Raw genomic sequence first — 25,577 nt, 5'->3', positions numbered from 1 at the left:
GCCGCAAAGCTGCCGCCCGGTGTACCGAAAGGTGCGCCGGGCGGTTGCCTTTTTATGAGGGCAGGGCTATTGGCCGCGCCTTCAACAGTTTCATGAACAGCAAGAGCCGCGTTCACGTGGCCCGCTCTTTCGCATCGGTAGGGATTATGGACAGCAACATCCGCATTCGCCTGAAGGCGTTCGATCATCGCGTGCTCGACCAGGCGACCGGCGACATCGCCGACACCGCCCGACGTACCGGTGCCCTTATTCGTGGTCCGATCCCGCTCCCGACGCGTATCGAGAAGTTCACGGTCAACCGTGGCCCTCACGTCGACAAGAAGAGCCGCGAGCAGTTCGAGGTGCGCACCTACAAGCGTATGCTCGACATCGTGCAGCCGACCCCGCAGACTGTGGACGCGCTCATGAAGCTCGACCTGGCTGCAGGCGTTGACGTTGAGATCAAGCTGGCGTAATGGCCTGCCTCCCGCGGTTGACGTGAGTCCCGCGGGTTTGTCGTTTCCGCGGATTCGGAAACGCGTGGGACCCGTGAAGGGCACCTGGAGCTAGAGATACCGCCAGCCGCATGCGGTTGGGACAGCGTCTCCCGTCTGCCTCTCGCTTGCGAGGGGCGCCCAGCCCGGGACGGGGGCGCGCTTCGCTTGTACCGGGTTGGAATTGCGATGCCTCCTTCAAGGGGGCGTCACAAGCACCTGTGGGATGGGCCCATGGGTGCCTCTGTTGAGGAGCTACGGATCATGCGTACCGGCGTGATCGCGAAGAAGATGGGCATGACCCGCCTGTTCCAGGACGACGGCCGCCACGTGCCGGTCACCGTCCTGCAGCTGGAAGGGCTTCAGGTCATCTCTCGTCGCGAAACGGAACGTGACGGCTATACGGCTGTCCAGCTTGGTGCAGGTGTCGCCAAGTCCAAGAATGTCGCCAAGCCGCAGCGCGGCCACTTCGGCAAGGCCGAAGTCGAGCCCAAGGCGGTCGTCCACGAATTCCGCGTCAGCGAGGACAATCTCCTCGACGTCGGCGCTGAAATCTCGGCTGATCACTTCGTTGCTGGTCAGTTCGTCGATATCCAGGGTCGTACCCAGGGTAAGGGTTTCGCCGGCGCCATGAAGCGCTGGAACTTCGGCGGTCTGCGCGCGACGCACGGCGTTTCGGTCTCGCACCGTTCGCATGGTTCGACCGGTAACCGTCAGGATCCGGGTCGCGTCTTCAAGAACAAGAAGATGGCGGGCCACATGGGCGACCGTAACCGCACGCAGCAGAACCTCGAGATCGTCGGCACCGACGTCGAGCGCGGCCTCATCTTCGTCAAGGGCTCCGTCCCTGGCTCGAAGGGCGGCTGGTTGTTCGTCAAGGACGCCGTCAAGCTGAAGCCGCACGCCGACGCACCGCGTCCGGCCGGCCTGAAGGCTGCCAATAGCAACAACGCAGCGGATGCTCCGGCACCCGAAGCGACCGACGGCCAGGAGGGCTGAACGTGAAGGTCAAGGTTTCCTCCTTCGCCGGGAACGAAGTGGCAGACGTCGAGCTGTCGGACGAGGTCTTCGGCCTCGAGCCGCGCGCTGACATCCTGCACCGCGTCGTCACCTGGCAGCTCGAGAAGCGTCGCGGCACCGCCCGCGGAACGCGCGAGCGTTCGGACGTCGCTCGCACGGGCAAGAAGCTCGGTCGCCAAAAGGGCGGCGGTGTGGCTCGTCACGGCGATCGCCGGGCTCCCGTCTTCATCGGCGGTGGTAAGGCGCACGGTGCCCGTGTTCGTGACTTCAATCCGGGTCTGAACAAGAAGGTCCGTGCACTCGGCCTGAAGATGGCGCTGTCGAGCCATGCCAAGGCTGGTTCGCTGATCGTTCTGGATGGTTTCGAGGTCGAGAAGACCAAGGAACTCAAGGGGCACTTCGCGACGCTCAACGTTGGCAAGCGTACGCTTGTGATCGACGGCGAGACTGCAGAGAGCTTCCGCGCCGGCTACAACCTGCCGGGCGTGGATCTGCTCCCGGCAGTCGGCGCGAACGTCTATGACATCATCAAGGCCGATACGCTGGTGCTGACCCGCGCGGCGGTCGAGAAGCTGGAGGCGCGCTTCAATGGCTAAGCAGCAGAAGGCGATCGACCCGCGTCACTATGACGTGATTGTCGCGCCGCACATCACCGAGAAGTCGACCCTTCTCTCCGAGCAGAACGCCGTGGTGTTCAAGGTGGCCAAGAAGGCCTCCAAGCCGGAGATCAAGGCGGCGGTTGAAGCGATCTTCGACGTTAGCGTCGTTGGCGTGAACACCATCGTCCAGAAGGGCAAGACGAAGCGCTGGAAGGGCGCTCCGTACTTCCGCCAGGACATGAAGAAGGCGATCGTCACGCTCAAGGACGGGCAGTCGATCGACGTCACCGAGGGGGCCAACTGAGATGGCGCTCAAGCATTATAACCCGACCAGCCCGGCTCGCCGTGGCCTGGTCCTGATCGATCGCTCGACGCTCCACAAGGGCGCGCCCGTCAAGGCGCTGACCGAAGGCAAGCGCAAGAGTGGCGGCCGCAACAACAAGGGTCACGTGACCAGCCGCGGCATCGCGGGCGGCCACAAGCAGAAGTATCGCTACATCGACTTCAAGCGTCGCAAGTGGGACGCCGAGGGCACGGTTGAGCGGCTCGAGTATGACCCCAACCGCACCGCGTTCATCGCGCTGGTCAGCTACGCCGACGGCGAGCAGGCCTACATCATCGCACCGCAGCGTCTTGCTGCTGGTGACAAGGTGGTGGCTGCCAAGAAGACCGACGTGAAGCCGGGCAACGCCATGGAGCTGGGCCAGGTGCCGGTTGGTACCATCGTCCACAACGTGGAGATGAAGCCGGGCAAGGGCGGTCAGATCGCTCGTTCGGCAGGCACCTATGTGCAGGTCGTGGGTCGTGACCGCGGGATGGTGATCGTTCGCCTGAACTCGGGCGAGCAGCGCTACATCCGTAGCGAGTGCATGGCGACGGTTGGCGCGGTGTCGAACCCCGACAACCAGAACCAGAACTTCGGCAAGGCGGGTCGTACCCGCTGGATGGGCAAGCGTCCGCTTACCCGTGGCGTCGCGAAGAACCCGGTCGACCACCCGCACGGCGGCGGTGAAGGCCGCACCTCGGGCGGCCGTCACCCGGTCACCCCGTGGGGCAAGCCGACGAAGGGTGCGCGCACCCGCCACAACAAGGCGACGGACAAGATGATCATCCGCAGCCGTCACGCGAGGAAGAAGTAATGGCTCGCTCCGTCTGGAAGGGTCCGTTCGTGGACCTTCACCTGCTGAAGAAGGCAGAGGTGGCGCAGGACCAGAATGGCCGCACGGGTCCGATCAAGACCTGGTCGCGTCGTTCGACCATCCTGCCGCAGTTCGTCGGTCTGACGTTCAACGTGTACAATGGCCGCAAGTTCGTGCCGGTGTCGGTGAACGAGGACATGGTTGGCATGAAGCTGGGTGAGTTTGCGCCGACGCGCTACTTCCCGGGTCACGCCGCTGATAAGAAGGGCAAGCGCTGATGAGCAAGCCTAAGTCCCCGCGTAAGGTCGGCGAGAAGGAAGCCCTCTCGGTCGGCACGCAGATCCGTGGTTCGGCGCAGAAGCTGGGCCTGGTCGCGGCGCTGATCCGTGGCCGTTCGGCGGCTGACGCGATGAACATCCTGGCCTTCTCCAAGAAGGGTATGGCGGTTGACGCGCGCAAGGTGCTCGCTTCGGCGATCGCCAACGCCGAGAACAACCACAACCTCGATGTCGATGCGCTTGTTGTCGCCGAGGCTTCGGTCGGCAAGTCGATCACCATGAAGCGGTTCGCAACTCGCGGCCGCGGCAAGTCCACCCGCATCCTCAAGCCGTTCTCGCGGCTGCGGATCGTCGTGCGCGAGCAGGAAGAAGCCTAATGGGCCATAAGAGCAACCCGATCGGTCTGCGCCTGCAGATCAACCGCACCTGGGACAGCCGCTGGTACGCCGACGGTGCCGACTACGGTCGTCTGCTGCTGGAGGATCTCAAGATCCGCCAGTACATCATGAAGACGCTGCCGCAGGCGGCGATCTCCAAGGTGGTGATCGAGCGTCCGGCCAAGCTGTGCCGCATTTCCATCTTCGCTGCACGTCCCGGCGTGATCATCGGCAAGAAGGGCTCGGACATCGAGAAGCTGCGCAAGACGCTCGGCGCGATGACCAGCTCGGACGTGTCGCTGAACATTGTCGAGATCCGCAAGCCGGAAGTCGACGCGAAGCTCGTCGCACAGGGTATCGCCGATCAGCTCGAGCGTCGTATCGCTTTCCGCCGCGCCATGAAGCGTGCGGTTCAGTCGGCGATGCGCCTGGGTGCCGACGGCATCCGCGTCGCTTGCGGCGGCCGTCTCGGCGGTGCCGAGATCGCCCGTTCGGAGAGCTATCGCGAAGGCCGCGTTCCGCTGCACACGCTGCGCGCGAACATGGACTATGCCGAGGCTCAGGCGCACACCGCTTACGGCGTGTGCGGCGTCAAGGTTTGGATCTTCAAGGGCGAAATCCTTGGTCACGATCCGATGGCTACCGACCGGTTGATGATGGAGGCTCAGACCTCCGGCGTGCGCCCTGCGCGCGATGACCGCCGCTAAGGAGTAGAAGAAGTGCTGCAACCAAAGCGCACCAAGTTCCGCAAGGCGTTCAAGGGCCGCATCAGCGGCGACGCCAAGGGCGGTACCGCGCTCAACTTCGGGTCGTATGGCCTGAAGGCAATGGAGCCGGAGCGTATCACCGCACGCCAGATCGAGGCGGCTCGCCGCGCGATCACGCGTCACATCAAGCGTCAGGGTCGTCTCTGGATCCGCGTGTTCCCGGACGTGCCCGTGTCGGGCAAGCCGGCCGAAGTCCGCATGGGCTCGGGTAAGGGCTCGCCGGAATATTGGGCAGCCCGCGTCAAGCCAGGTCGTATCCTGTTTGAACTGGACGGCGTTCCCGGTCCGCTTGCTGCCGAGGCTTTCGAGCGTGCAGCGATGAAGCTCCCCATCAAGACCAAGGTCGTGGCGCGTCTCGGCGACACGTCACACCTCGGAGGCGAGTAAGATGGCGAATAAGAGTGACTTCAACGGCCAGAGCGACGACCAGCTCGTCGAGGCGTTGGGCAACCTGAAGCGCGAGCAGTTCAACCTGCGCTTCCAGGCAGCGACCAACCAGCTCGAGAAGCCGAGCCGCGTGCGCGAGATCCGCAAGGATATCGCCCGCATCAAGACCCTGCAGGCGCAGCGCACCGCTGCCGCCGGCAAGTAAGAGGACCACAGCCATGCCGAAGCGCGTGCTGACCGGGCTGATCGTCTCCGACAAGGGGGACAAGACGGTGGTGGTGAACGTAGAGCGTAAGGTGAAGCACCCGCTCTACGGGAAGATCATCCGTCGTTCGAAGAAGTACCACGCCCATGATGAGGCGAATGAGTACAAGCAGGGCGAGACTGTGCGGATCGAAGAGACCGCACCGATCTCCAAGCTGAAGACCTGGAAGGTCGTCGATCGGGTGAACACCCACGCGGCGCCCGAGCGGGTCGACATCGACGAGCCGGCCTCGGCGTAAGCCGCAGGCCCGGGTCGAAGACCAGGGCGCTTCTGCCAGTATCGGCCAGGGTCCGGATCACTCCGGAGACCAGTCGAGGGGCAGGGCGATCGAGAGCAGGCAAGGGTGCGGCCCCGCGGGGCATTGCCTTTTGTCTGTGGAGCGGCTACCGGGCCGCTCCCCCTGGACGCGGTCGCCGCGCCCGGGGTCGTTTTTTTAAGGCGGGGTTGGGTCGGTATCCACCCCAGTAGAGAGAAGGAAGCGGATCAATGATCCAGATGCAGTCCAATCTCGACGTCGCTGACAACAGCGGCGCGAAGCGGGTGCAGTGCATCAAGGTGCTTGGTGGTTCCAAGCGCCGCACGGCCAGCGTCGGCGACATCATTGTCGTGTCGATCAAGGAAGCTCAGCCGCGTGGCAAGGTGAAGAAGGGTGACGTGCATCGCGCCGTCATCGTGCGCACCGCCAAGGACATTCACCGGGCGGACGGTTCGACCATCCGTTTCGACGGCAATGCCGCGGTGCTGGTCAACAAGAACGAGGAGCCCATCGGCACCCGTATCTTTGGCCCGGTCGTGCGTGAACTTCGTGGCAAGAAGCACATGAAGATCATCTCGCTGGCTCCGGAGGTTTTGTAATGGCCGCCGCCAAGATCAAGAAGGGCGACCAGGTCATCGTTCTGTCCGGCAAGGACAAGGGCAAGACCGGTACCGTCACCGCTTCCATGCCGAAGGACAGCAAGGTTGTCGTCGCCGGCGTGAACGTGGCAACGCGCCACACCAAGCCGTCGCAGACGAACCCGCAGGGTGGCCTGAACCGCTTCGAAGCGCCGCTGCACATCTCGAAGGTCGCTCACGTGACCGCAGAGGGTAAGCCGACGCGCGTCCGTTTCGAAATGCAGGACGGCAAGAAGGTCCGTGTTGCGGTCAAGACCGGGGAGAAGATCGATGGCTGATGGCTACACGCCCCGCCTGCGCAAGCTGTACGACGAGACCATCGCAAAGGCGATGATCGAGAAGTTCGGCTACAAGAACGCACTCGAAGTTCCGCGGATCGAGAAGATCGTGCTCAACATGGGCGTCGGTGAAGCGACCCAGGACAAGAAGCGCGTCGAGCAGGCCGCCTCCGAGATGGAGCTGATCGCTGGTCAGAAGCCGGTGATCACAAAGGCGAAGAAGTCGATCGCGCAGTTCAAGCTGCGTGAAGGCATGCCGATCGGCGTGAAGGTCACGCTGCGTCGCGAGCGCATGTACGAATTCCTCGATCGCTTCATCACGATCGCACTTCCGCGCGTCCGCGACTTCCGCGGTCTGAACCCGAAGAGCTTCGATGGACGTGGCAACTACGCCTGCGGCCTGAAGGAGCAGATCGTGTTCCCGGAGATCAACTATGACCGCATCGACAAGGTGCGCGGCATGGACGTGATCGTCACCACCACCGCCAAGACCGACGACGAGGCGCGCGAGCTGCTTCGCCTGTTCGGGTTCCCGTTCCCGCGGGATGAGGCGGAAGAAGAGAAGAAGGCGGCGTGAGCCCCTTGGCAACGAACTGAACGAGAGAGCTTAAGTCCATGGCGAAACTGAGTTCCGTGAACAAGAACGAGCGTCGCAAGAAGCTCGTGAAGCAATATGCCCCGAAGTGGGCGAAGCTGAAGGCAACGGCGAACGATAAGTCGCTCGACGAGACCGAGCGTCTCATCGCGCGCCTGAAGATGGCCGAACTGCCGCGCAATTCGAATCCGACCCGCGTCCGCAACCGCTGCGAGATCACCGGCCGGCCGCGCGCTTATTACCGCAAGTTCCGTCTTGCCCGCGTCATGCTGCGCGATCTGGCCAACAAGGGCCTGATCCCCGGTCTGACGAAGTCGAGCTGGTAAGGACACCAAGATGGCAGTGACCGATCCCCTGGGTGACCTGCTCACCCGCATCCGCAACGGCCAGCGTGCGCGCAAGGACAGCGTTGTTTCGCCGGCCTCGAAGCTGCGGACCCGCGTGCTCGACGTGCTTCAGCGCGAAGGCTATATCCGTGGCTATAGCGAGGAAGATCTGGGCCCCGTGAAGGGCGTCCGCATCGAGCTCAAGTATTTCGAGGGCCAGCCGGCGATTAAGCATGTCGCCCGGGTCTCGAAGCCAGGTCGTCGCATCTACAGCGGCTCGCAGAGCCTGCCGCGTGTGATGAACGGCCTTGGTATCACGATCGTCTCGACGCCGCGCGGCGTACTCTCGGATGCCGAGGCACGCGAGCAGAACGTCGGTGGCGAAGTGCTGGCGGAGGTGTTCTGATGAGCCGCATCGGCAAGAAGGCAGTCACGGTTCCGGCCGGCGTTACTGCCACGATCGAGGGCAAGCAGATGACGGTGAAGGGGCCCAAGGGCTCTCTGAACCTCGCACTGCGCGACGAGATCAAGTACACGGTTGAGGATGGCGGCATTTCGGTGCAGCCGGCCAACGACTCCAAGCAAGCGCGTGCGTTCTGGGGCATGCAGCGGACGATGGTGCAGAACCTGGTCACTGGCGTGACCGACGGTTTCACCAAGAAGCTGCTGATCACCGGCGTCGGCTATCGCGCCTCGGCACAGGGCCGCAAGCTCAAGCTGCAGCTCGGCTACAGCCATGATGTGGACATTGACGTGCCGGAAGGCATCGAGGTGAAAACTCCCGATCAGACCACGGTCGAAATCTCGGGCGCTGACAAGCAGAAGGTCGGCCAGCTGGCCGCCGAGATCCGCCGCTGGCGCAAGCCCGAGCCGTACAAGGGCAAGGGCATCAAGTACGACGGCGAGTTCATCTTCCGTAAGGAAGGAAAGAAGAAGTGACCAAGGGCCTTTCGCTTTTCGAGAAGCGGCGTCGCCGCAACCGTACGGCGCTTCGTGCGCGCAGCGGTACTCGTCCGCGCCTGTCCGTGCATCGTTCGGGCAAGCACATCTACGCTCAGGTAATCGACGACGCACAGGGCCGTACGGTCGCTGCTGCTTCGACGCTCCAGGGCCACGAAGGTGCGACGTCGAACGTCGATGCTGCGACTGCCGTTGGCAAGCGCATCGCTGAGGCGGCCAAGGCTGCCGGCGTCACGCAGGTCGTGTTCGACCGTGGCGGCTTCCTCTTTCACGGACGGGTGAAGGCGCTGGCGGAAGCTGCGCGCGAAGCCGGACTGGAGTTCTAAGACATGGCTGACGAAAACAACGCGCCGGAAGCGGTGCAGCAGGACGCAGCTCCCGCCACCAATGACGCGCCGCAGAGCGGCGGTTACGCCGGTGGCGGCGGTGGTGGACGTGGACGCGGCGGCCCGGGTGGCGGTCGTGGCCGCGGTGGTCCTGGCGGCAATCGTGGCGGCCGTGACGGCAACCGCGGACGTCGCGACGATCGCAACCGCGATGAGGGTGGCGAGGAGCTGATCGAGAAGCTCGTCCACATCAACCGCGTGTCCAAGACGGTTAAGGGCGGTAAGCGCTTCGGCTTCGCTGCACTGGTCGTCGTTGGTGACGGCAAGGGCCGCGTCGGCTTCGGCCACGGCAAGGCTCGCGAGGTGCCGGAGGCAATCTCGAAGGCTACTGCCGCTGCCAAGAAGGCAATGGTTCGCGTTCCGCTGAAGGAAGGCCGCACGCTGCACCACGACGTGAACGGTCACTTTGGTGCCGGCCGCGTCACGGTCCGCTCGGCCCCGCAGGGTACCGGCATCATCGCCGGTGGTCCGATGCGCGCCATCTTCGAGTCGCTCGGCGTTGCTGACGTGGTGACCAAGTCGGTCGGTACGTCGAACCCGTACAACATGATCCGCGCCACGTTCGAGGCGCTGAACAACCAGACCTCGCCGAAGGCGGTTGCCCAGCGTCGTGGCAAGAAGATCGCCGATCTGCTCGGCCGCGGTGGTTCGCAGACCGCCGAGGCGGACGCTGCGGCCATCACGGAGTAAGCCGACATGGCAACCATCAAGGTGAAGCAGACCGGATCGCCGATCCGTCGCACCAAGGATCAGCGCGCGACGCTGATCGGTCTTGGCCTCAACAAGATGCACCGTGTCTCGGAGCTGGAGGACAGCCCCGAGGTCCGCGGCATGATCCGCAAGGTGCAGCACATGGTCGAGGTTCAGGACTGACCCTTCCGACCTGACTAGTGACAAATACCGGGAAGGGGGCTAAGCGGCCCCCTTCCTTTTTATCAGCGCGACAAAAGCGAAAGCGAGTGCACACATGAAACTGAACGAACTGCGCGACAACGAAGGCGCCCGTCACCGCAGGATGCGGGTTGGTCGCGGTATCGGCTCGGGCAAGGGCAAGACCGGCGGTCGTGGCCAGAAGGGCCAGAAAAGCCGTGAAGGCGTTTCGATCGCCGGCTTCGAGGGCGGTCAGATGCCGCTCCACATGCGTCTGCCGAAGCGTGGCTTCAACAACATCTTCGCCAAGGATTATGCTGAGGTGAACCTTGGCGCGGTCCAGAAGGCGGTCGACGCAGGCAAGCTGACCGGCACCGACGTCGATCACGCGGCTCTCAAGGCCGCTGGCCTGGCGCGTGGCGGCAAGGACGGTGTGCGTCTGCTGGCCAAGGGCGAGATCAGCGCAAAGCTGAACTTCACCGTTGCAGGCGTTTCGGCGTCCGCGCGCGAAGCGATCGAGAAGGCCGGCGGTTCGGTCAACGTGATCGACGTTGTCGCTGCGGCTGACAAGGCTGCTGCCAAGAAGGGCAAGGCACGCGAGGCGCGTCTCGCCAGCAAGGCGGCAAAGTCCGGCAACTGACTAGGCCCGGTGCTCTGAAGTACAGTCAGAGCACCGCCTGGATCCGCTTTGCGATCTGATTTCCGGTATTCGCCGGGGCAGAATCTGCTCGCTAGGTTAGACAAGCCTTCGAGCAGGCCTATATGAGCGGCGGGGCAGGGCATTATCACCCGCTCCGCCGTTTTTCGTTTCCGAAGGCACCGACGTACGATGGCATCCGCAGCCGACCAAATGGCGCAAAGCATCAGCCTGGCGAAGTTCGCGCAGGCGACCGACCTCAAGAAGAGGTTGTGGTTCACGATCGGTGCGCTGATCGTTTTCCGCCTGCTCAGTTACGTGCCCCTGCCGGGCATCGATCCGACGGGTCTCGCTGCACTCGCTCAGCAGACCAAGGGCGGCGTGCTGGATTTCTTCAACACTTTCTCTGGCGGCGCTCTCGAGCGCGCCTCGCTGATCGCGCTCGGCGTGATGCCGTACATCACGGCGTCGATCGTCGTTCAGCTTGCCACTTCGCTTTCGCCGCAGCTCGCAGCGATCAAGAAGGAAGGTGAGAGCGGTCGCAAGAAACTCAACCAGTATACGCGCTACGGCACGGTCCTGCTCACCGCGATCCAGGGATATGTCATCGCGACTGGCCTGGAGGCTGGTGGTGCCGTCGTGGAGCCGGGCATGCTGTTCCGAGTTGCCGCAGTGATCTCGCTGATCGGCGGAACTATGTTCCTGATGTGGATCGGTGAGCAGATCACCAGCCGCGGCATCGGCAATGGTATTTCGCTGATCATCATGGCGGGCATTGTTGCCCATCTGCCGACGACGATCGTCAACCTGCTCGAGGGCGGCCGCACGGGTTCGATGAGCCCGGCGATCGTCATTGCGATCATTCTCGCGGTCGCTGGCCTTGTGCTCTTCATCTGCTTCATGGAGCGTGCTCAGCGCCGCATCCTGATCCAGTATCCCAAGCGTCAGACTGCGCGCGGCGTGCAGGCTGATCGCAGCCACTTGCCGCTGAAGATCAACACGGCAGGCGTGATCCCTCCGATCTTCGCTTCGTCGCTTCTGCTGCTGCCGCTGACGGTCACGCAGTTTGCCGGCCAGAGCGTCTCGGGTGAAAGCTGGTGGGGCGATGTGATCATCAGCCTGAACCAGTATCTGCAGCACGGCAGCCCGTTGTACATGCTGCTGTACGGGGCCGGCATCATCTTCTTCTCGTTCTTCTACACCGCGGTTGTGTTCAACCCCGAGGAGACGGCGGAGAACCTGAAGCGCTACGGCGGCTTCATTCCCGGCATCCGCCCGGGCAAGAACACCGAGCAGTATTTCGACTATGTGCTGACGCGTATCACCGTGATCGGTGCCGCCTATCTGGCGTTCATCTGCCTGGTGCCGGAATACCTGGTATCTGCTTTGTCGATCCCCTTCTATCTCGGGGGAACGAGCCTGTTGATCGTCGTGAACGTAACGATGGACACGGTGACGCAGATCCAGTCACACTTGCTGGCGCATCAATATGGCGACCTCATCAAGAAGGCGAAGCTGAAGGGCGGTCGTCTGCGCTGACACGCGCGGGCGGATCGAAAGGGGAGGACGTTTTTTCGTGAACATCATTCTTCTTGGGCCTCCGGGCGCGGGCAAGGGCACGCAGTCGGAGCGACTCGTCGCGGAGCGCGGCATGGTGCAGCTGTCCACCGGGGACATGCTGCGGGCTGCGGTGAAGGCCGGCACGCCGGTCGGGCTCCAGGCCAAGGCGGTGATGGACGCGGGCGAGCTCGTCTCCGACGCGATCGTGTCGGCGCTGATCGGGGAGAACCTTGATCGGCTGTCGGACGGTCAAGGCGCGATCTTTGACGGGTATCCCCGGACGGCCGCACAGGCGGATGCACTTGATCTGCTGCTTGAAGAGCGTGGGCGTACACTCGATCATGTGATTGAGCTTGAGGTGAACGAGGACGCGCTGGTCGAGCGCATCGTCGGGCGCTTCACCTGTTCCAACTGTGGCGCGGGCTATCACGACCGGTTCAAGCAGCCGAAAGTGGCGGATACCTGCGATGTTTGCGGGGCGCATGAGTTCAAGCGGCGCCCGGACGACAATGAGGAAACGGTCCGCACGCGGATGGCGGAATACCGGGCGAAGACCGCGCCGATCCTGCCGATCTACGATGGGCGCGGGCTGGTGCGGCGAGTGGACGGCATGGCTGACATTGCCGATGTCACGCGCTCGATCGAGGAAATCCTCGACCGCGGGTAATCGCCGCTGGCGGCATTTGGCCTTGCGTAGTCATCTGCCGGCCTGCCGCCGGCCTGGTTTCGGCCTCGTAACGGGCCCCACCGGCCGGCAGCGGAACCCATTGCTTGACATGGCGTTTGCGCGCGCCTAATTCACCGCCCTTCCAACACCTGATTTCCGGCAGTGCGAAACGCGCTTGCCGCATTTCTGCGTGGCGGAAGGTCCTGCGAAGAGATGGGGCGCGTGATCCATGCCGCGTCCCGTGGAGCATGAGGAGATAGAATTTCATGGCACGTATCGCGGGTGTTAACATCCCGACCAACAAGCGCGTTCTGATCGCGCTCCAGTACATCCACGGCATTGGCCCCTCGAAGGCCAAGGAAATCACCCAGAAGCTCGAGATCGCACCGGAGCGCCGTGTGCAGGACCTGAGCGATCAGGAGGTTCTCCAGATCCGCGAAGCGATTGACGCCGGTTACACCGTGGAAGGCGATCTGCGTCGCGAGACCGCCATGAACATCAAGCGTCTGATGGACCTGGCCTGCTATCGCGGCCTGCGTCACCGTAAGGGCCTTCCGGTCCGCGGCCAGCGCACGCACACCAATGCGCGTACGCGCAAGGGCAAGGCGAAGCCGATCGCAGGCAAGAAGAAGTAAGGGCGCTGTTCGAAAGAACAGCATCACATTTCTTCTCCGTCGGTGGCTGGTCTGAGGCGCGTGCCTCCCGCCACCGCATTGCAAAGTAAGGTCAGGGTTACCAAATGGCACAGGCACCGCAGCGTATTCGCCGTCGCGAGCGCAAGAACATCACCGCCGGCGTGGCGCACGTCAACGCCAGCTTCAACAACACCATGATCACCATCACCGATGCGCAGGGCAATGCGATCAGCTGGTCTTCGGCCGGTATGATGGGCTTCAAGGGTTCGCGTAAGTCGACCCCCTATGCCGCACAGGTTGCTGCCGAAGACGCGGGCAAGAAGGCCGCCGAGCACGGCGTGCGCACGCTCGAGGTTGAGGTGAAGGGTCCGGGTTCGGGCCGCGAGTCGGCGCTTCGCGCGCTGCAGGCGGTCGGTTTTCAGATCACGTCGATTCGTGACGTGACCTCGATCCCGCACAATGGTGTGCGTCCGTCGAAGCGTCGCCGCGTCTGATGGTTCTGGCCCCCGGCTGACGAGTCGGGGTGCCCTTTTATTTCCAGGCTGGTCGCGCCCCACGACTGGCCCAACATCAGGGGACACGAGCCTTGTCCGTCAACGCAAAGAACTGGCAGGAACTTAAGAAGCCCAACGCGCTCGAGAAGAAGGGCGGCGATGGCAAGCGCAAGGCGACCTTCGTGGCCGAGCCGCTGGAGCGTGGCTTTGGCCTGACGCTCGGCAACGCGCTGCGGCGCGTATTGCTGTCGAGCCTGCAGGGCGCCGCCGTCACGTCGATCAAGATCGAGAACGTTCTGCACGAATTCTCGAGCCTGGCTGGCGTGCGCGAGGACGTTACCGACATCGTCCTCAACGTGAAGCAGATCGCACTGAAGATGCAGGGTGAAGGCCCGAAGCGTCTGCAGCTGTCCGCGACTGGCCCGGCCGAGGTGAAGGCTGGCGACATCGCAGTGTCCGGCGACATCGAAGTGATGAACCCGGAACTGGTGATCTGTCACCTGGACGAAGGCGCGACCTTCAACATGGAGCTGACCGCCGACACCGGTAAGGGCTATGTGCCTGCCACCGTCAATCGTCCGGCTGATGCCCCGATCGGCCTGATCCCGGTCGACGCGCTGTATTCGCCCGTCCGCCAGGTCAGCTACAAGGTCGACCCGACCCGCGTCGGTCAGGACCTAGACTATGACAAGCTGACGCTGAGCGTCGAGACTGACGGCACGGTCACCCCGGAAGATGCGCTGGGCTATGCCGGCCGTATTCTCCAGGACCAGCTGGCGCTGTTCGTTCACTTCGACGATTCGGCGGTTACCCGTTCGGCACCGGTCGGCGTCGCGGCACCGGCCGCTGGTGCGGAGCCGGTCAGCGACACGCAGCAGATCAACCGGTACCTGCTCAAGAAGGTCGACGAGCTCGAACTGTCGGTTCGCTCGGCCAACTGCCTCAAGAACGACAACATCATCTATATCGGTGATCTGGTCGGCAAGACCGAGGCGGAAATGCTGCGCACGCCGAACTTCGGCCGCAAGTCCTTGAACGAGATCAAGGAAGTGCTGTCGTCGATGGGCCTGCGCCTCGGCATGGAAATCCCGGGCTGGCCGCCTGAGAACATCGAAGAGATGGCCAAGAAGCTCGAGCAGGAAATCATGGGCTGATCCTGCACCGGCGCAGCCTGGCTGCGTCGGAGCAAGGGCAAGCCCGGACGGCGTGGCCCAGCCACGCCGCTGCTGGCACAAAGTTACCGGGACCCCGGCATGATGCCGGGGTGACGTACATCGGGTGGCCCTGTCGTCCCACCTGTCCCGGGGTTCCGTCAAACGGCCCCCTGACGAACGAGAAGGATATACCATGCGCCATCGTGTAGGCGGTCGTAAGCTTCAGCGGACCTCGGCCCACCGCATTGCCCTGTTCCGCAACATGTCGGCAGCGCTGATCAAGCACGAGCAGATCACCACCACGCTCGCCAAGGCGAAGGAGCTTCGCCCGTACATCGAAAAGCTGATCACGCTGGGCAAGAAGGGCGGCCTGTCGAACCGTCGTCTGGCCCACGCCCGGTTGCTCGATGACGCGCAGCTGGTGAAGCTGTTCGACGTGCTGGCCCCGCGCTACGCCGATCGTAACGGCGGTTACACCCGCGTCATCAAGGCCGGCATCCGCGCGTCGGACGCATCGCCGATGGCGATCATCGAGTTCGTCGACCGCGACGTCTCGGCCAAGGGCCAGGATTCGGGTCCCGTGATGACCGACGAGGATTTCGATCAGGCCGCTTAATCGCGCCGATCGACTGATCCCTAAAGAGGGGCGTTCTGGTTTCCAGAGCGCCCCTTTTTCGTTGCGCCGCTGGGGGCGCGAGCGGACTGATGAAGCCGCAAGCGGTTGGGGCGCCTGAACTGCGGAAAGGACATAGCCGCTGGTTCCACGCCTTGTGGTGCTGCCCCTCTTTCGTCGGGCGCGCGGGATCGCTACAGGCCCGCCATGGAACAGCTCGACAGCATACTCATCATCGACTTCGGCAGCCAAGTGACGCAGCTCATCGCGCGCCGCGTCCGCGAGGCGGGTGTGTACAGCGAGATCGCCCCGTTCCAGTCAGCCGCCGAAGCCTTTGCCCGGATGAAGCCGCGCGGCGTGATCCTGTCGGGCGGCCCGGCGTCTGTCGTCGACGAGGCGAGCCCCCGTGCACCGCAGGCGGTGTTCGACAGCGGGGTGCCGGTGCTGGGCATCTGTTACGGCCAGCAGGTGATGAATATCCAGCTCGGCGGGCGAGTCGAGAAGGGATACGCTGGCGAGTTCGGCGAGGCATTCGTCGAGGTGGAGAGCGGTTGCGGCCTGTTCGACGGGCTGTGGCGTGAAGGCGAGCGCCATCAGGTGTGGATGAGCCACGGCGACCATGTGAGCGAGCTGGCACCCGGCTTCGTTCCCGTCGCGACGTCGCCTGGCGCGCCGTTTGCGATCATCGCCGACGAAAAGCGTCAATTCTACGGCATGCAGTTCCACCCCGAAGTGGTGCACACGCCCGACGGCGCGCGGCTGATCAAGAATTTCGCCCGGCACGTGTGCGGCATGGCCGGCGACTGGACGATGGCTGAGTTCCGCGAGACCAAGATCGCCGAGATCCGCGCGCAGGTCGGCCAGAAGAAGGTGATCTGCGGCCTGTCGGGCGGCGTCGATTCCGCGGTTGCGGCGGTGCTGATCCATGAGGCGATCGGTGAGCAGCTGACCTGCGTGTTCGTTGACCATGGATTGCTGCGCGCCGGCGAGGCGGATCAGGTCGTCAGCCTGTTCCGCGGGCATTACAATATTCCGCTGGTCCATGTGAACGCCGAGGCGCTGTTCATGAACGGGCTGGCCGGGGTGACCGACCCCGAGGCCAAGCGCAAGTTCATCGGCAAGACCTTCATCGAAGTGTTTGAAAGCGAGGCGAAGAAGATCGGCGGGGCGGAGTTCCTGGCGCAGGGAACGCTGTACCCCGACGTGATCGAAAGCGTCAGCTTCACTGGTGGGCCGTCGGTCACGATCAAGAGCCACCACAATGTCGGCGGTCTGCCCGAGCGGATGAACATGAAGCTGGTCGAGCCGCTTCGTGAGCTGTTCAAGGACGAAGTGCGCGAGCTTGGCCGAGAGCTGGGCCTGCCCGACATCTTTGTGGGTCGCCACCCGTTCCCCGGGCCCGGCCTTGCGATCCGCATCCCCGGCGAAGTGAGCAAGGAGCGGTGCGACATCCTGCGCAAGGCGGATGCGATCTATCTGGAAGAGATCCGCAACGCGGGGCTCTATGATGCGATCTGGCAGGCGTTCGCGGTGCTCTTGCCGGTTCGGTCGGTTGGGGTGATGGGCGACGGGCGGACGTACGAAAGCGTTCTTGCACTGCGCGCTGTGACCTCGACCGATGGGATGACTGCGCAGGCGTTCGAGTTCCCGGGTGGGTTCCTGCCGCGAGTCGCGACCCGGATCGTCAATGAGGTGAAGGGCATCAACCGGGTGACGTACGATTATACGTCGAAGCCGCCGGGCACGATCGAATGGGAGTGATCGGCCGCTGATCGACGCGCTGACAGGCGCCTGTGCCATGTCGGGAGTGTACGGGCGGGCAGGGCAGCGTAGCGGGCCGTTCGCCGCTTAGCGGTCAGCGATGATCATACGACGTAGCTGCCGCGCGTCGGCGGGCTCCGCGATCAGCTTCGGGGCTGCCGGGGCCGGTGCTGGTTCCTGCTGAACCACCGGATCGGGCGCGGGGCGGGCGTAATAAAAGCCCTGGCCGACGTGGCAGCCGAGCAGGCGAAGCCGATGCGCCTGTGCCTCGGTCTCGATCCCCTCCGCCACCACGACCTTGCCCAGGCCGCGACCCATTCCGATGATCGCGCGGACGATCGCGAGCGTCCCGCCATCGCGTTCATCGATGCTGGCGATGAAGGAGCGGTCGATCTTGATCCGATCCACCGGCATGCGGCGCAAATGGACCAGCGAGGCATAGCCGGTCCCGAAATCATCCAGCGCGATGGCAATGCCGGCGTCGTGAAGCGTGCGCAGGTTGGCCAGGATCGAATCGGCGCCGCGATCCAGCATCACGCCCTCGGTCACCTCGATACAGAGCAACGAGGGGGGCACCTTGTGGTGACGCAGGCGTTCGATCACGCGGTCTGCCGCCTGACGCCCGACGAGTTGCGCCGCGGTGAAATTGACGCTCAACGTGCCGATCGCGGGGCCATGCCGGTTGATCCACGCGAGCGCGAGGTCGAGCACGCGCTCCTGGATCTGAAGCCCGATCTTCTCGGCCACCAGGACATCGCCGAACCGCTCGGGCGTGATCATGCCGTGCTCGGGGTGGTCCCATCGCAGCAGCGCCTCATAGCCGCAGATCGCGCCGGAGGAGAGCGTCACCAGCGGCTGCATGTGGAGCGCGAATTCGCCGCGATCCAGCGCGACGCGCGCGTCGTTGCTGAATTCGACCTGCAGATCGCGCAGCGCACGCTGCAGCGGATCGTAACGATAATAGCGCATCCGGCCGAGCCGCTTGGCATTGTAAAGCGCGAGATCGGCGTTCTGGTAGAGGAGGTCGAGCGTCGTCGCATCTTCCGGGAAGCGCGCTGAACCGACGCTGAGCGAGATGGTGCGTTCCTGCCCCAGGAACTGCCAAGACGCGCCCTGCATCTGCGCGATCTCCCGCGCGAGCACGGTCTCGCACGCCTCGCCGCCGGGGCAGAGGATCACGAATTCGTCGCCGCCGATACGCGCCACGTGGCCTCTGGGAATGCGCGCGATGATGGCGGAGAGCAGCCGGGCGATCTCGCTCAGCAGCCGGTCACCGCCGGCGTGACCGACGCGATCGTTGGTGTGCTTCAGATAATCGACATCGACCAGGAACAGCGTGAAGGGGGTGCGGGCAAAGATCAGTTCCTGCGCCTCGTCCTTGAAGGCGGCACGATTGCTGAGGCCGGTCAGGAAATCCGTCCGCGCGGCGACCCGCAAGGCGTTCGCCTCTGCCTGAACGATCTCGCGCCGCTGGCGGGAAAGCTCCAGTTCCTGCCGCAGCAGCCGGAAGCGGTCAGCGATGGCGAGCGATAGGATGAGCCCTTCGAACGCGAGCGCGGCGAAGGTAGCCATGTCGACAAAGTCGTTCTGCGGCGCAAAACCCAGATTACGCGCGAGGCGGGCCAGGAACACGCAAATGACCGGCCCCCAGCCGATCATGTAGAACCAGACAACGCGGCTGCCGCGGCGCACCGCGATCCAGCAGGACAAAGCGACGGTAACGCCGGTTGCAGCGATCGAATAATTCAGCATGCGGTCGGTAAGGAGCGGCGGGAACCACATTTCAGCCGCTGCCATCGGGCCAAGGATGGCACCGGTCAGCGCCAGCATTCGTCCGGCGATGATCATCGGCCGCGGCAACATGCCGCGTTCGATCACCGCGAAGAAGAACATGTTACCGGCCGCCACCATCAGCCCGACGAGAGTGAAGTCGAGCCTGACCGCCGTCGGGCCGACCATCCCGGGGATGACGAAGGCCGCCATGTTGGTCCACGTCAGGCCATAAGCGAGCGCTGCCGTGATCCACAAAAGGTACCAGCGCTGGAAGGCATAGCGCTGTCCGGCGTGGATGACGGCATTGTATAGTAGCGCCGACAGCAGCGCGCCGGTGAACAGGCCCATCAGGATCAGCCAGCGCGAGTCGTCGCGAACGGCGGTCGCCGGCGAGACCGCCAGGACCTTGCGCATCAGCGACAGCGTATCGAGCTTGCGAAAGCCGAGGTAGAGGGCGCGCGTGTCGGAGCCGGCGCTTGCCACGGGGAAGCTGAGCAACCCGCCCGGCGCCCAATTGTCGCCGAGGTCATTGGCCGACCAAGTTGACCGGTGCGTGCCCTGGCCGTCGACCACCAGGACCGAGATTTTGTCGAAACGGGTCTGATCAACGAGGAGATGCCAGCCGGGAGCCAGGCCATTCAGTCGATCATGATCGAGGCGTAGCCACAGCCATTCGTGATGACGCTCGGGGGTGGCGTCGCCGCAGGCGTAGGCGGCGTTGGCGATGGCCGAAGGGGAGGCGCCATCGGGTACGTTGGCGACGCAGGCGTTGTGCAGAAGGTCGATCTTGGTCGCATTGGCGCCCTGTGGGAACGCACAGGCGAAGAGCAGCAGCATCGCGCACCAGATTGCCCTGACGTCTGCCACCTGCCCCTATTGCCCCGTTCTCGCCCTTGACCCCACACATCCTCTAGCGGCGAGTTCCTAACAAGAGGCAACTGACGAACCGGCGTATGCCGCTAACGTCTGTTACATCGAAAAACCGCCATGACGGTGGCTTTATACGACATCCTGCACTTCGACCCGTTGTGGCGCGCGGCGCAATGCGGTGCGGTTCGCTCCTGTCCGCTTCGGGGTGGTGAGCAGCCGCTTCATCTTCCAAGCGTTCTACCCTGGCATAAACATGATCCTGGGGAGCGACGATGATTATCAACCTCGCAGCCGTGCTACTTGCGACGTCGGCTTTTTTACCCGATCAGCCCCAATGCTCTTCCTTCGCGATGTTATCGGCAGCGGACCAGAAGCGATACGGGTCGCGCTACAGGTTTCGCGTCCGTACTAAGGGCAAAGCCGTCGCCGAAGAATGGATCCGGACAAGCGCATGTCCGCAAGCGAGGGCCGCGATACGTGCCAGACATGCTGCGCCACCTGTCGATAAGAATGGACGCCCCTGCACTAAGACGCGCACAGAAATGCGGCCAATGTCCAGTGACGGCAGCATGACCATGATCCCAAAGCTGGTGTGTATCAGGTAACCTCGTCGGCGACGACGCGAAGACCGCGACTGCGGCGTGTTTAAGTTTCCGAGCGGTTCGTAATGGCAGCAGTTGGGACGAAAGCAGACGGCCTGTTTTCGCGTCCTCCATCCGCTATCGGGGGTCCGGAACACGACGAGGGCGATGATGACGATTACTGTATATGGCATCCCCAACTGTGACACGGTGAAGAAGGCGCGCGGCTGGTTGGAGAGCCACGACGTCGCCTATCGCTTCCACGACTGGAAGAAGGCCGGGGTCGACGGGGAGGTGCTTCAGCGCGCGATTGCGCGGCACGGCTGGGAGCGGGTGCTCAATCGCCAGGGAACGACGTTCCGCAAATTGCCCGAGGCGGAGCGGGAGTCGCTGGACGCAGCGCGCGCGATGCGGATCATGCATGACCATCCATCGACGATCAAACGGCCGATCCTGGTCGCAGGCGACACGATCGAGGTTGGCTTTTCCCCCGAGGCGTACGCGCAAGTGTTGAACAACGCATCGGGGCGGGACAGCGCTGTTTCACCAGCCTGAGGTCTCGGCTGGATTGCCCCACGCGAACCGGCTAAGCGGCCCCTATGTCCACGACCTTCACGATCGATAGTTCCACCAGCCGGGCTACCCCGGTGGCGGCACCGATGAAGCGGGTGACCGTGCCTGCCGTTCGCCAGCGCAAGGGCAAGGAGCCGCTGGTCATGCTGACCGCGTACACCGTGCGCACGGCCCAGATCCTGGATCCGCATTGCGACATGCTGCTGGTCGGCGACAGCCTGGGGCAGGTGATCTACGGCCTGCCATCGACCGTGCCGGTCACGCTGGACATGATGGCGGCGCATGGCGCGGCCGTGGTGCGCGGCAGCTATCATGCGATGGTCATCGTGGACATGCCGTTCGGCAGCTATGAGGCGAGCCCCGAAAAGGCATTCGAAAGCGCGGCCTGGCTGCTGAAGCAGACTGGCGCGGCGGCGGTGAAGCTGGAGGGCGGGGCAGCCATGGCATCGACCATCGCGTTCCTGTCGGAGCGCGGCATCCCGGTGATGGCGCATGTCGGGCTGACGCCGCAGGCGGTGAATGCGCTGGGCGGCTATGGCGCGCGCGGCCGTTCCGAAGCCGAAGCCCGCAAGATCGTGGGCGATGCGCAGGCAGTCGCGGACGCCGGCGCCTTTTCGATCGTCATCGAGGGCGTGATGGAGCCGATCGCCGTGGAGATCACGCAATCGGTCGCGGTCCCTACCATCGGCATCGGCGCCTCTGCCATTTGCGACGGACAGGTTCTTGTCACCGAGGACATGCTGGGCATGTTCGACCGCGTACCCAAGTTCGTGAAGCGTTATGGCGACATGGCGGGCTACATCGGTGAGCGCGCCGCCAGCTACGCCGATGAGGTGCGGCAACGGACATTTCCGGGCGCCGATCAGATCTACGTTCCGAAATCCTGAGCCGCTTTTGTTTTTTCAGCGGCGAGCGTATCGTCCGCCGCCTTCCCGACAAGTTGGAGTAAGCCGTGGCGCTGACGCCGCAAAATAACGAAGCCTTTCTGCGTGAAGTAGACGAGGAACTCCGCAAGGAGCAGGCGGCCGCTCTGGCGAAGCGCTGGGGGCTGGCCATTGCCATTCTCCTGGTCGTGGGCTTGGCGGTCTTTGCCGGCTATTTGTTCTGGCGCCACCAGCAGAATGAAGCTGCCGGTCGCGAGGGCGAACAGCTTCAGCTGGTCTGGGATGAGCTGGCGGCGAACAACGCCGCAAAGGCGTCGCCTGAACTGGCCAAGCTGGCTGGATCCGGCGCGCCGGGCTACCGCGCGGTGGCGCTGTTCACCGAGGCCGACCTGCTGCTGCAGAAGGAAGACCTGAAGGGCGCTGCGGCGAAGTTCGGGGCAATTGCCGCCGACACCTCGCTGGCGGAGCCGTTCCGCCAGCTGGCGCTGATCCGCCAGACGAGCGCGGAATATGATTCGATCAAACCGGAACAGGTGGTCGAGCGGTTGCGCGCGATCGCGGTGCCGGAAAATCCGTATTTCGGAAGCGCCGGCGAACTGGTGGCCATGGCGTATCTGAAGCAGAACCGGCGTGACCTGGCGGGACGATTGTTCGGGCAGATCGCGCAGGCAGAGCAGGTGCCGGCCTCCATCCGTCAACGCGCAGTTCAGATGGCGGGCGTATTGGGCGTCGATGCCGTGCCGGCCGAGGCAGGCACGAAAGAGGACGTGACGAAGCAATGAAAAGATCGATTGCCGCGCCCATCGCCCTCGCGGCGCTGATGGGGCTGAGCGCCTGCGGCGTGTTCAAGGGCGGACCCAAGAAGACGCCTACCGTCGGTAACCGCGTTCCGATCCTGGTGTCGGAAAGCGCCGCGGAGGTCGATCCGTCGCTGGCCGGGGTTCAGGTGCTGTTGCCCCCTGCGGTGGTCAATACCGAATGGGCGCAGTCCGGCGGCAATGCCTCCAAGTCGATGGGCCATCTGGCGCTGAGCGGATCGCCATCGCGGCTGTGGAGCGCCTCCATCAATGGCGGATCGAACCGGCAGCGGCTGGGCGCGGCGCCGGTGATCGCCGAGGGGCGCGTGTTCGTCGTCGACGTCGAGGCGCGGGTGCATTCCTTCGCCGCCGATACGGGCGCGAGCCAGTGGTCGACCGATCTGTCGAATGGCGACGCCAACAAGTCGGCATTGTTCGGCGGCGGCGCGAGCTTCGACAGCGGCCGGGTGTACGCGACCGATGGGCTGGGCGATGTCGTCGCGCTGAATGCGACCGACGGCACGGTGGTATGGCGTTCCAAGCCGGGCGGCCCGCTGCGCGGCGCCCCGACGGTCGCCAACGGCCAGGTCTATGTCCTGAGCCAGGACAATCAGCTGTTCGCGCTCGACCAGAACGACGGCAAGGTTGTCTGGACGGCGACCGCCAGCGTCGAGACGCAGGGCGTGTTCGGCGTCGCGGCGCCGGCTGCCGCCGCTGGTACGGTAGTTGCCGGCTTCTCGTCGGGTGAGCTCAACGCCTATCGCTACGAGAACGGCCGCACGCTGTGGCAGGACGCTCTGTCGCGGACCAGCGCCTCGACCTCCGTGTCGAGCCTGGCGGACATCGATGCCGACCCGGTAATTGCCGACGGCCGCGTTTACGCGGTTGGGCAGGGCGGCCGCATGGTGGCGGTGGAGATCGCGACCGGCCAGCGTTTGTGGGAGCAGAACTTCGCGAGCATCGCGACGCCCTGGCTGGCGGGCGAATGGCTGTTCATCATCACCGATGATGCGCGGCTCGTCTGCCTGTCACGCGCCAATGGCAAGGTTCGCTGGATCAGCCAGCTCCAAGCCTATCGCAGCGTCGAGAAGCGCAAGAACGCTTATACCTGGTTCGGCCCGGTGCTGGCCGGCGACCGGTTGTGGCTGAGCAATTCGCGCGGGCAATTGGTCGGTACCTCTCCCGCTGATGGCAGCGTGCAGGTGACGATCGACAACGGCACGCCGTTCACGCTGGCGCCGGTCGTCGCGAACCAGACGCTTTACGTGCTCGACCAGAAGGGGCGGCTGTCCGCCTATCGGTGATCATGTGCCGGCTGCGAGGCCGGCACATCTATTGCGACACGCTGCGGCTTCCGCTGTGATGCGGGGCGCTGTAGGGGCACGTGATGGCACGTCTTCCCACTGTTGCGATTGTTGGCCGACCTAACGTCGGCAAGTCGACCCTGTTCAACCGGCTGGTTGGCAAGAAATTGGCGCTGGTCGATGACCGGCCCGGCGTGACGCGGGATCGGCGCGAAGGCGAAGCCCATCTGCTGGGGCTGGATTTTCGCGTCGTCGATACCGCCGGCTATGAAGATCATGACGCCCAATCGCTGCCGGGGCGGATGCGGCTCCAGACCGAAGCGGCGGTCGCTCAGGCCGACGTGGCGTTGTTCATGGTCGATTCGCGTGCCGGCATCGTACCGCTCGACGAAGAGATCGGTCGCTGGCTGCGCGGATCGACAACCCCGATCGTGCTGGTCGCGAACAAGGCTGAGGGCCGGTCGGGCGATCAGGGCGTGCTGGAAGCCATGGCGCTTGGCTTTGGCGACCCGGTGCAATTGTCCGCCGAACATGGCGAGGGCATCGCTGACCTTTTCGAGGCGCTGCTTCCCCATCTGGAGCGCGATGAGGACGAGATTGCCGTCGAGGAAGATGAGGACGATCCCGCCGCGCCGCTGAAGCTGGCGATTGTCGGGCGGCCGAACGCCGGCAAATCGACATTGGTCAATCGGATGCTGGGCGAGGATCGCATGATTACTGGCCCGGAGGCCGGGATCACACGCGATTCGATCGCGATCGACTGGGAGTGGCAGGGCCGCCCGGTGCGGCTGATCGACACTGCGGGCATGCGCAAGCGCGCCAAGGTGCAGGACAAGCTGGAGAAGCTGTCGGTCGCCGACGCGCTGCACGCGGTGGACTTTGCCGAAGTGGTCGTCCTGCTGCTCGATGCGACGCTGGGACTGGAGTCGCAGGATCTGCGGATCGCTGACCGCGTGCTCGAGGAAGGGCGCGCGCTGATCATCGCGCTGAACAAATGGGACGTGGCGGACAATCCCTCATCGCTGTTCAATGGCGTGAAGGCGGCGCTGGGCGATGGCCTCAGCCAGGTGAAGGGCGTGCCGTTGATCACCGTGTCCGCCATGACCGGGCGAGGGATCGACCAACTGCTGGCCGCAGCGTTCGAGACGCGTGAGGCGTGGTCGCGGCGCGTGCCCACGGGTGAGCTCAACCGCTGGTTCGAACGGGCGATCGAGGCCAACCCGCCCCCAGCGCCGGGCGGCAAGCGGATCAAGATGCGGTACGTCACCCAGGTGAAGAGCCGCCCGCCGAGCTTCGTCATTTTTGGCACCCGCGTGGATCAGTTGCCCGCCAGCTACGAACGATATCTGGTAAACTCGCTTCGGCGCGACCTGAACTTTGGCGCGGTGCCGATCCGACTGACGCTTCGCGCGCCCAAAAACCCGTTCGGAAAGTGACGCTTACCTAGTGTTTACCCTGAAGCCGTAGCTGCGGTTGCGAAGAACGATCGCAGCCGATGCGGCAAAGGGGAATAAGCAGTGTCAGTCGAGCCTGGGATCCTGGTGGACGGGGACGCCTTTGCCAAGGCGAAGGCGGAGCTTGGGTCCGGATTCCAGCGCATCCTGGGCTATTTCCGCGAAGACGGGATCAAATCGGTGGCGGCGATCGAAGCGGCGATGCG

The 25,577-nt window shown here is 64.1% G+C and carries 34 protein-coding genes and 1 pseudogene; 34 read left to right on the top strand and 1 reads right to left on the bottom strand.

Annotated elements, in window-relative coordinates; translation table 11 throughout:
• The first annotated feature begins 146 nt into the window (after positions 1-146).
• From rpsJ to guaA, 28 genes are all read left to right on the top strand, one after another.
• Positions 147-455, top strand: coding sequence for a 30S ribosomal protein S10 (gene rpsJ / locus K0S66_RS14405; protein WP_066776796.1), 309 nt, complete (start codon positions 147-149; stop codon positions 453-455).
• Positions 456-737: 282 nt separating this feature from the next.
• Complete coding sequence (rplC, locus tag K0S66_RS14400) at positions 738-1,472, top strand: 50S ribosomal protein L3 (protein WP_301076206.1); 735 nt, start codon at positions 738-740, stop codon at positions 1,470-1,472.
• 2 nt (positions 1,473-1,474) lie between these two features.
• On the top strand, positions 1,475-2,089 hold the full coding sequence (gene rplD, locus K0S66_RS14395; protein WP_301076159.1) for a 50S ribosomal protein L4: 615 nt from the start codon (positions 1,475-1,477) through the stop codon (positions 2,087-2,089).
• Positions 2,082-2,396 (top strand): 50S ribosomal protein L23, encoded by a 315-nt coding sequence (locus tag K0S66_RS14390; protein ID WP_046408551.1) that lies wholly within the window; start codon positions 2,082-2,084, stop codon positions 2,394-2,396. Before rplD ends, K0S66_RS14390 begins: the two co-directional genes overlap by 8 nt.
• 1 nt (position 2,397) lies before the next feature.
• Positions 2,398-3,231, top strand: a complete 834-nt coding sequence (rplB, locus tag K0S66_RS14385) for a 50S ribosomal protein L2 (protein ID WP_301076158.1) — start codon at positions 2,398-2,400, stop codon at positions 3,229-3,231.
• The gene (rpsS, locus tag K0S66_RS14380) at positions 3,231-3,509 is read left to right on the top strand and encodes a 30S ribosomal protein S19 (RefSeq protein ID WP_301076157.1); all 279 of its coding nucleotides are present in this window, start codon (positions 3,231-3,233) and stop codon (positions 3,507-3,509) included. The genes rplB and rpsS overlap by 1 nt, the downstream gene beginning before the upstream one ends.
• Positions 3,509-3,886, top strand: coding sequence for a 50S ribosomal protein L22 (gene rplV, locus K0S66_RS14375; protein WP_301076156.1), 378 nt, complete (start codon positions 3,509-3,511; stop codon positions 3,884-3,886). Before rpsS ends, rplV begins: the two co-directional genes overlap by 1 nt.
• Positions 3,886-4,593 (top strand): 30S ribosomal protein S3, encoded by a 708-nt coding sequence (gene rpsC / locus K0S66_RS14370; protein ID WP_301076155.1) that lies wholly within the window; start codon positions 3,886-3,888, stop codon positions 4,591-4,593. The genes rplV and rpsC overlap by 1 nt, the downstream gene beginning before the upstream one ends.
• Positions 4,594-4,605: 12 nt before the next feature.
• Positions 4,606-5,040 carry a 50S ribosomal protein L16 gene (gene rplP / locus K0S66_RS14365; RefSeq protein ID WP_046408559.1) on the top strand — a complete coding sequence of 145 codons (435 nt, stop codon included), beginning with the start codon at positions 4,606-4,608 and terminating at the stop codon, positions 5,038-5,040.
• Position 5,041: 1 nt separating this feature from the next.
• A complete protein-coding gene (rpmC, locus tag K0S66_RS14360) occupies positions 5,042-5,245 on the top strand; it encodes a 50S ribosomal protein L29 (protein ID WP_301076154.1) in 204 nt (67 codons plus the stop codon).
• Positions 5,246-5,258: 13 nt separating this feature from the next.
• Complete coding sequence (gene rpsQ, locus K0S66_RS14355) at positions 5,259-5,543, top strand: 30S ribosomal protein S17 (RefSeq protein ID WP_301076153.1); 285 nt, start codon at positions 5,259-5,261, stop codon at positions 5,541-5,543.
• Between the two features lie 248 nt (positions 5,544-5,791).
• Positions 5,792-6,160 carry a 50S ribosomal protein L14 gene (gene rplN, locus K0S66_RS14350; protein WP_017979484.1) on the top strand — a complete coding sequence of 123 codons (369 nt, stop codon included), beginning with the start codon at positions 5,792-5,794 and terminating at the stop codon, positions 6,158-6,160.
• On the top strand, positions 6,160-6,477 hold the full coding sequence (rplX, locus tag K0S66_RS14345) for a 50S ribosomal protein L24 (RefSeq protein WP_301076152.1): 318 nt from the start codon (positions 6,160-6,162) through the stop codon (positions 6,475-6,477). The genes rplN and rplX overlap by 1 nt, the downstream gene beginning before the upstream one ends.
• Complete coding sequence (gene rplE, locus K0S66_RS14340) at positions 6,470-7,054, top strand: 50S ribosomal protein L5 (protein ID WP_301076151.1); 585 nt, start codon at positions 6,470-6,472, stop codon at positions 7,052-7,054. The genes rplX and rplE overlap by 8 nt, the downstream gene beginning before the upstream one ends.
• Positions 7,055-7,092: 38 nt before the next feature.
• Positions 7,093-7,398 carry a 30S ribosomal protein S14 gene (gene rpsN / locus K0S66_RS14335; RefSeq protein WP_231021864.1) on the top strand — a complete coding sequence of 102 codons (306 nt, stop codon included), beginning with the start codon at positions 7,093-7,095 and terminating at the stop codon, positions 7,396-7,398.
• Positions 7,399-7,408: 10 nt separating this feature from the next.
• Positions 7,409-7,804 carry a 30S ribosomal protein S8 gene (gene rpsH / locus K0S66_RS14330; protein WP_231021866.1) on the top strand — a complete coding sequence of 132 codons (396 nt, stop codon included), beginning with the start codon at positions 7,409-7,411 and terminating at the stop codon, positions 7,802-7,804.
• Positions 7,804-8,337, top strand: coding sequence for a 50S ribosomal protein L6 (gene rplF, locus K0S66_RS14325; protein ID WP_301076150.1), 534 nt, complete (start codon positions 7,804-7,806; stop codon positions 8,335-8,337). Before rpsH ends, rplF begins: the two co-directional genes overlap by 1 nt.
• Positions 8,334-8,684, top strand: a complete 351-nt coding sequence (rplR, locus tag K0S66_RS14320) for a 50S ribosomal protein L18 (protein ID WP_301076149.1) — start codon at positions 8,334-8,336, stop codon at positions 8,682-8,684. The genes rplF and rplR overlap by 4 nt, the downstream gene beginning before the upstream one ends.
• 3 nt (positions 8,685-8,687) lie before the next feature.
• A complete protein-coding gene (gene rpsE / locus K0S66_RS14315) occupies positions 8,688-9,434 on the top strand; it encodes a 30S ribosomal protein S5 (protein ID WP_301076148.1) in 747 nt (248 codons plus the stop codon).
• Positions 9,435-9,440: 6 nt separating this feature from the next.
• On the top strand, positions 9,441-9,617 hold the full coding sequence (rpmD, locus tag K0S66_RS14310) for a 50S ribosomal protein L30 (protein WP_046408576.1): 177 nt from the start codon (positions 9,441-9,443) through the stop codon (positions 9,615-9,617).
• Positions 9,618-9,711: 94 nt separating this feature from the next.
• On the top strand, positions 9,712-10,254 hold the full coding sequence (rplO, locus tag K0S66_RS14305; RefSeq protein ID WP_301076147.1) for a 50S ribosomal protein L15: 543 nt from the start codon (positions 9,712-9,714) through the stop codon (positions 10,252-10,254).
• A 189-nt stretch (positions 10,255-10,443) separates the two neighbouring features.
• Positions 10,444-11,790 carry a preprotein translocase subunit SecY gene (secY, locus tag K0S66_RS14300; RefSeq protein WP_301076146.1) on the top strand — a complete coding sequence of 449 codons (1,347 nt, stop codon included), beginning with the start codon at positions 10,444-10,446 and terminating at the stop codon, positions 11,788-11,790.
• A gap of 37 nt (positions 11,791-11,827) precedes the next feature.
• Positions 11,828-12,478: an adenylate kinase gene (locus K0S66_RS14295; protein ID WP_301076145.1), complete on the top strand. Its 651-nt coding sequence runs from the start codon at positions 11,828-11,830 to the stop codon at positions 12,476-12,478.
• Between the two features lie 266 nt (positions 12,479-12,744).
• Positions 12,745-13,113, top strand: coding sequence for a 30S ribosomal protein S13 (rpsM, locus tag K0S66_RS14290; protein WP_301076144.1), 369 nt, complete (start codon positions 12,745-12,747; stop codon positions 13,111-13,113).
• 104 nt (positions 13,114-13,217) lie between these two features.
• Positions 13,218-13,607 carry a 30S ribosomal protein S11 gene (gene rpsK, locus K0S66_RS14285; protein ID WP_019516037.1) on the top strand — a complete coding sequence of 130 codons (390 nt, stop codon included), beginning with the start codon at positions 13,218-13,220 and terminating at the stop codon, positions 13,605-13,607.
• 92 nt (positions 13,608-13,699) lie between these two features.
• On the top strand, positions 13,700-14,761 hold the full coding sequence (locus K0S66_RS14280; protein WP_301076143.1) for a DNA-directed RNA polymerase subunit alpha: 1,062 nt from the start codon (positions 13,700-13,702) through the stop codon (positions 14,759-14,761).
• A gap of 193 nt (positions 14,762-14,954) precedes the next feature.
• Positions 14,955-15,377, top strand: coding sequence for a 50S ribosomal protein L17 (gene rplQ / locus K0S66_RS14275; protein ID WP_301076142.1), 423 nt, complete (start codon positions 14,955-14,957; stop codon positions 15,375-15,377).
• A 204-nt stretch (positions 15,378-15,581) separates the two neighbouring features.
• Positions 15,582-17,135 carry a glutamine-hydrolyzing GMP synthase gene (guaA, locus tag K0S66_RS14270; protein WP_301076141.1) on the top strand — a complete coding sequence of 518 codons (1,554 nt, stop codon included), beginning with the start codon at positions 15,582-15,584 and terminating at the stop codon, positions 17,133-17,135.
• A gap of 87 nt (positions 17,136-17,222) precedes the next feature.
• On the opposite strand, the gene K0S66_RS14265 is transcribed toward guaA, so the two are convergent.
• Positions 17,223-19,745, bottom strand: coding sequence for an EAL domain-containing protein (locus K0S66_RS14265; protein ID WP_301076140.1), 2,523 nt, complete (start codon positions 19,743-19,745; stop codon positions 17,223-17,225).
• Positions 19,746-20,530: 785 nt separating this feature from the next.
• Between K0S66_RS14265 and K0S66_RS14260 the strand changes: the two genes are divergently transcribed.
• The 6 genes and pseudogenes from K0S66_RS14260 to K0S66_RS14235 all read left to right on the top strand — a co-directional run.
• Positions 20,531-20,914, top strand: coding sequence for an ArsC family reductase (locus K0S66_RS14260; protein WP_301076139.1), 384 nt, complete (start codon positions 20,531-20,533; stop codon positions 20,912-20,914).
• A gap of 44 nt (positions 20,915-20,958) precedes the next feature.
• Positions 20,959-21,819 carry a 3-methyl-2-oxobutanoate hydroxymethyltransferase gene (gene panB / locus K0S66_RS14255; protein WP_301076138.1) on the top strand — a complete coding sequence of 287 codons (861 nt, stop codon included), beginning with the start codon at positions 20,959-20,961 and terminating at the stop codon, positions 21,817-21,819.
• 65 nt (positions 21,820-21,884) lie between these two features.
• Positions 21,885-22,598 (top strand): tetratricopeptide repeat protein, encoded by a 714-nt coding sequence (locus K0S66_RS14250; protein WP_301076137.1) that lies wholly within the window; start codon positions 21,885-21,887, stop codon positions 22,596-22,598.
• On the top strand, positions 22,595-23,917 hold the full coding sequence (locus K0S66_RS14245) for a PQQ-like beta-propeller repeat protein (RefSeq protein WP_301076136.1): 1,323 nt from the start codon (positions 22,595-22,597) through the stop codon (positions 23,915-23,917). Before K0S66_RS14250 ends, K0S66_RS14245 begins: the two co-directional genes overlap by 4 nt.
• A gap of 83 nt (positions 23,918-24,000) precedes the next feature.
• The gene (gene der, locus K0S66_RS14240) at positions 24,001-25,353 is read left to right on the top strand and encodes a ribosome biogenesis GTPase Der (protein WP_301076135.1); all 1,353 of its coding nucleotides are present in this window, start codon (positions 24,001-24,003) and stop codon (positions 25,351-25,353) included.
• Between the two features lie 102 nt (positions 25,354-25,455).
• Positions 25,456-25,577 (top strand): annotated as a pseudogene (locus tag K0S66_RS14235) (Hpt domain-containing protein); the annotation flags it as partial.

Origin of the sequence: Sphingomonas sp., from assembly GCF_029239295.1 — a bacterium.
In the GTDB taxonomy this organism is placed as follows: domain Bacteria; phylum Pseudomonadota; class Alphaproteobacteria; order Sphingomonadales; family Sphingomonadaceae; genus Sphingomonas.
The sequence above is the reverse complement of the archived record's forward strand: the minus strand, read 5'-3'. Positions and strand labels throughout refer to the sequence as shown.

Coding starts and splice junctions, on each gene's coding strand:
- K0S66_RS14245 (WP_301076136.1), top strand. CDS start 22,595: ATGAAAAGATCGATTGCCGCGCCCATCGCCCTCGCGGCGCTGATGGGG.
- der (WP_301076135.1), top strand. CDS start 24,001: ATGGCACGTCTTCCCACTGTTGCGATTGTTGGCCGACCTAACGTCGGC.
- K0S66_RS14260 (WP_301076139.1), top strand. CDS start 20,531: ATGACGATTACTGTATATGGCATCCCCAACTGTGACACGGTGAAGAAG.
- rpsC (WP_301076155.1), top strand. CDS start 3,886: ATGGGCCATAAGAGCAACCCGATCGGTCTGCGCCTGCAGATCAACCGC.
- rpsQ (WP_301076153.1), top strand. CDS start 5,259: ATGCCGAAGCGCGTGCTGACCGGGCTGATCGTCTCCGACAAGGGGGAC.
- rpmD (WP_046408576.1), top strand. CDS start 9,441: ATGGCAACCATCAAGGTGAAGCAGACCGGATCGCCGATCCGTCGCACC.
- rpsM (WP_301076144.1), top strand. CDS start 12,745: ATGGCACGTATCGCGGGTGTTAACATCCCGACCAACAAGCGCGTTCTG.
- rplO (WP_301076147.1), top strand. CDS start 9,712: ATGAAACTGAACGAACTGCGCGACAACGAAGGCGCCCGTCACCGCAGG.
- rpsS (WP_301076157.1), top strand. CDS start 3,231: ATGGCTCGCTCCGTCTGGAAGGGTCCGTTCGTGGACCTTCACCTGCTG.
- guaA (WP_301076141.1), top strand. CDS start 15,582: ATGGAACAGCTCGACAGCATACTCATCATCGACTTCGGCAGCCAAGTG.
- rplN (WP_017979484.1), top strand. CDS start 5,792: ATGATCCAGATGCAGTCCAATCTCGACGTCGCTGACAACAGCGGCGCG.
- rplE (WP_301076151.1), top strand. CDS start 6,470: ATGGCTGATGGCTACACGCCCCGCCTGCGCAAGCTGTACGACGAGACC.
- rplV (WP_301076156.1), top strand. CDS start 3,509: ATGAGCAAGCCTAAGTCCCCGCGTAAGGTCGGCGAGAAGGAAGCCCTC.
- panB (WP_301076138.1), top strand. CDS start 20,959: ATGTCCACGACCTTCACGATCGATAGTTCCACCAGCCGGGCTACCCCG.
- rpsE (WP_301076148.1), top strand. CDS start 8,688: ATGGCTGACGAAAACAACGCGCCGGAAGCGGTGCAGCAGGACGCAGCT.
- rpsH (WP_231021866.1), top strand. CDS start 7,409: ATGGCAGTGACCGATCCCCTGGGTGACCTGCTCACCCGCATCCGCAAC.
- rplF (WP_301076150.1), top strand. CDS start 7,804: ATGAGCCGCATCGGCAAGAAGGCAGTCACGGTTCCGGCCGGCGTTACT.
- rpmC (WP_301076154.1), top strand. CDS start 5,042: ATGGCGAATAAGAGTGACTTCAACGGCCAGAGCGACGACCAGCTCGTC.
- secY (WP_301076146.1), top strand. CDS start 10,444: ATGGCATCCGCAGCCGACCAAATGGCGCAAAGCATCAGCCTGGCGAAG.
- rplB (WP_301076158.1), top strand. CDS start 2,398: ATGGCGCTCAAGCATTATAACCCGACCAGCCCGGCTCGCCGTGGCCTG.
- rpsJ (WP_066776796.1), top strand. CDS start 147: ATGGACAGCAACATCCGCATTCGCCTGAAGGCGTTCGATCATCGCGTG.
- K0S66_RS14390 (WP_046408551.1), top strand. CDS start 2,082: ATGGCTAAGCAGCAGAAGGCGATCGACCCGCGTCACTATGACGTGATT.
- K0S66_RS14265 (WP_301076140.1), bottom strand. CDS start 19,745: ATGCTGCTGCTCTTCGCCTGTGCGTTCCCACAGGGCGCCAATGCGACC.
- rplX (WP_301076152.1), top strand. CDS start 6,160: ATGGCCGCCGCCAAGATCAAGAAGGGCGACCAGGTCATCGTTCTGTCC.
- rpsN (WP_231021864.1), top strand. CDS start 7,093: ATGGCGAAACTGAGTTCCGTGAACAAGAACGAGCGTCGCAAGAAGCTC.
- rplQ (WP_301076142.1), top strand. CDS start 14,955: ATGCGCCATCGTGTAGGCGGTCGTAAGCTTCAGCGGACCTCGGCCCAC.
- rpsK (WP_019516037.1), top strand. CDS start 13,218: ATGGCACAGGCACCGCAGCGTATTCGCCGTCGCGAGCGCAAGAACATC.
- rplC (WP_301076206.1), top strand. CDS start 738: ATGCGTACCGGCGTGATCGCGAAGAAGATGGGCATGACCCGCCTGTTC.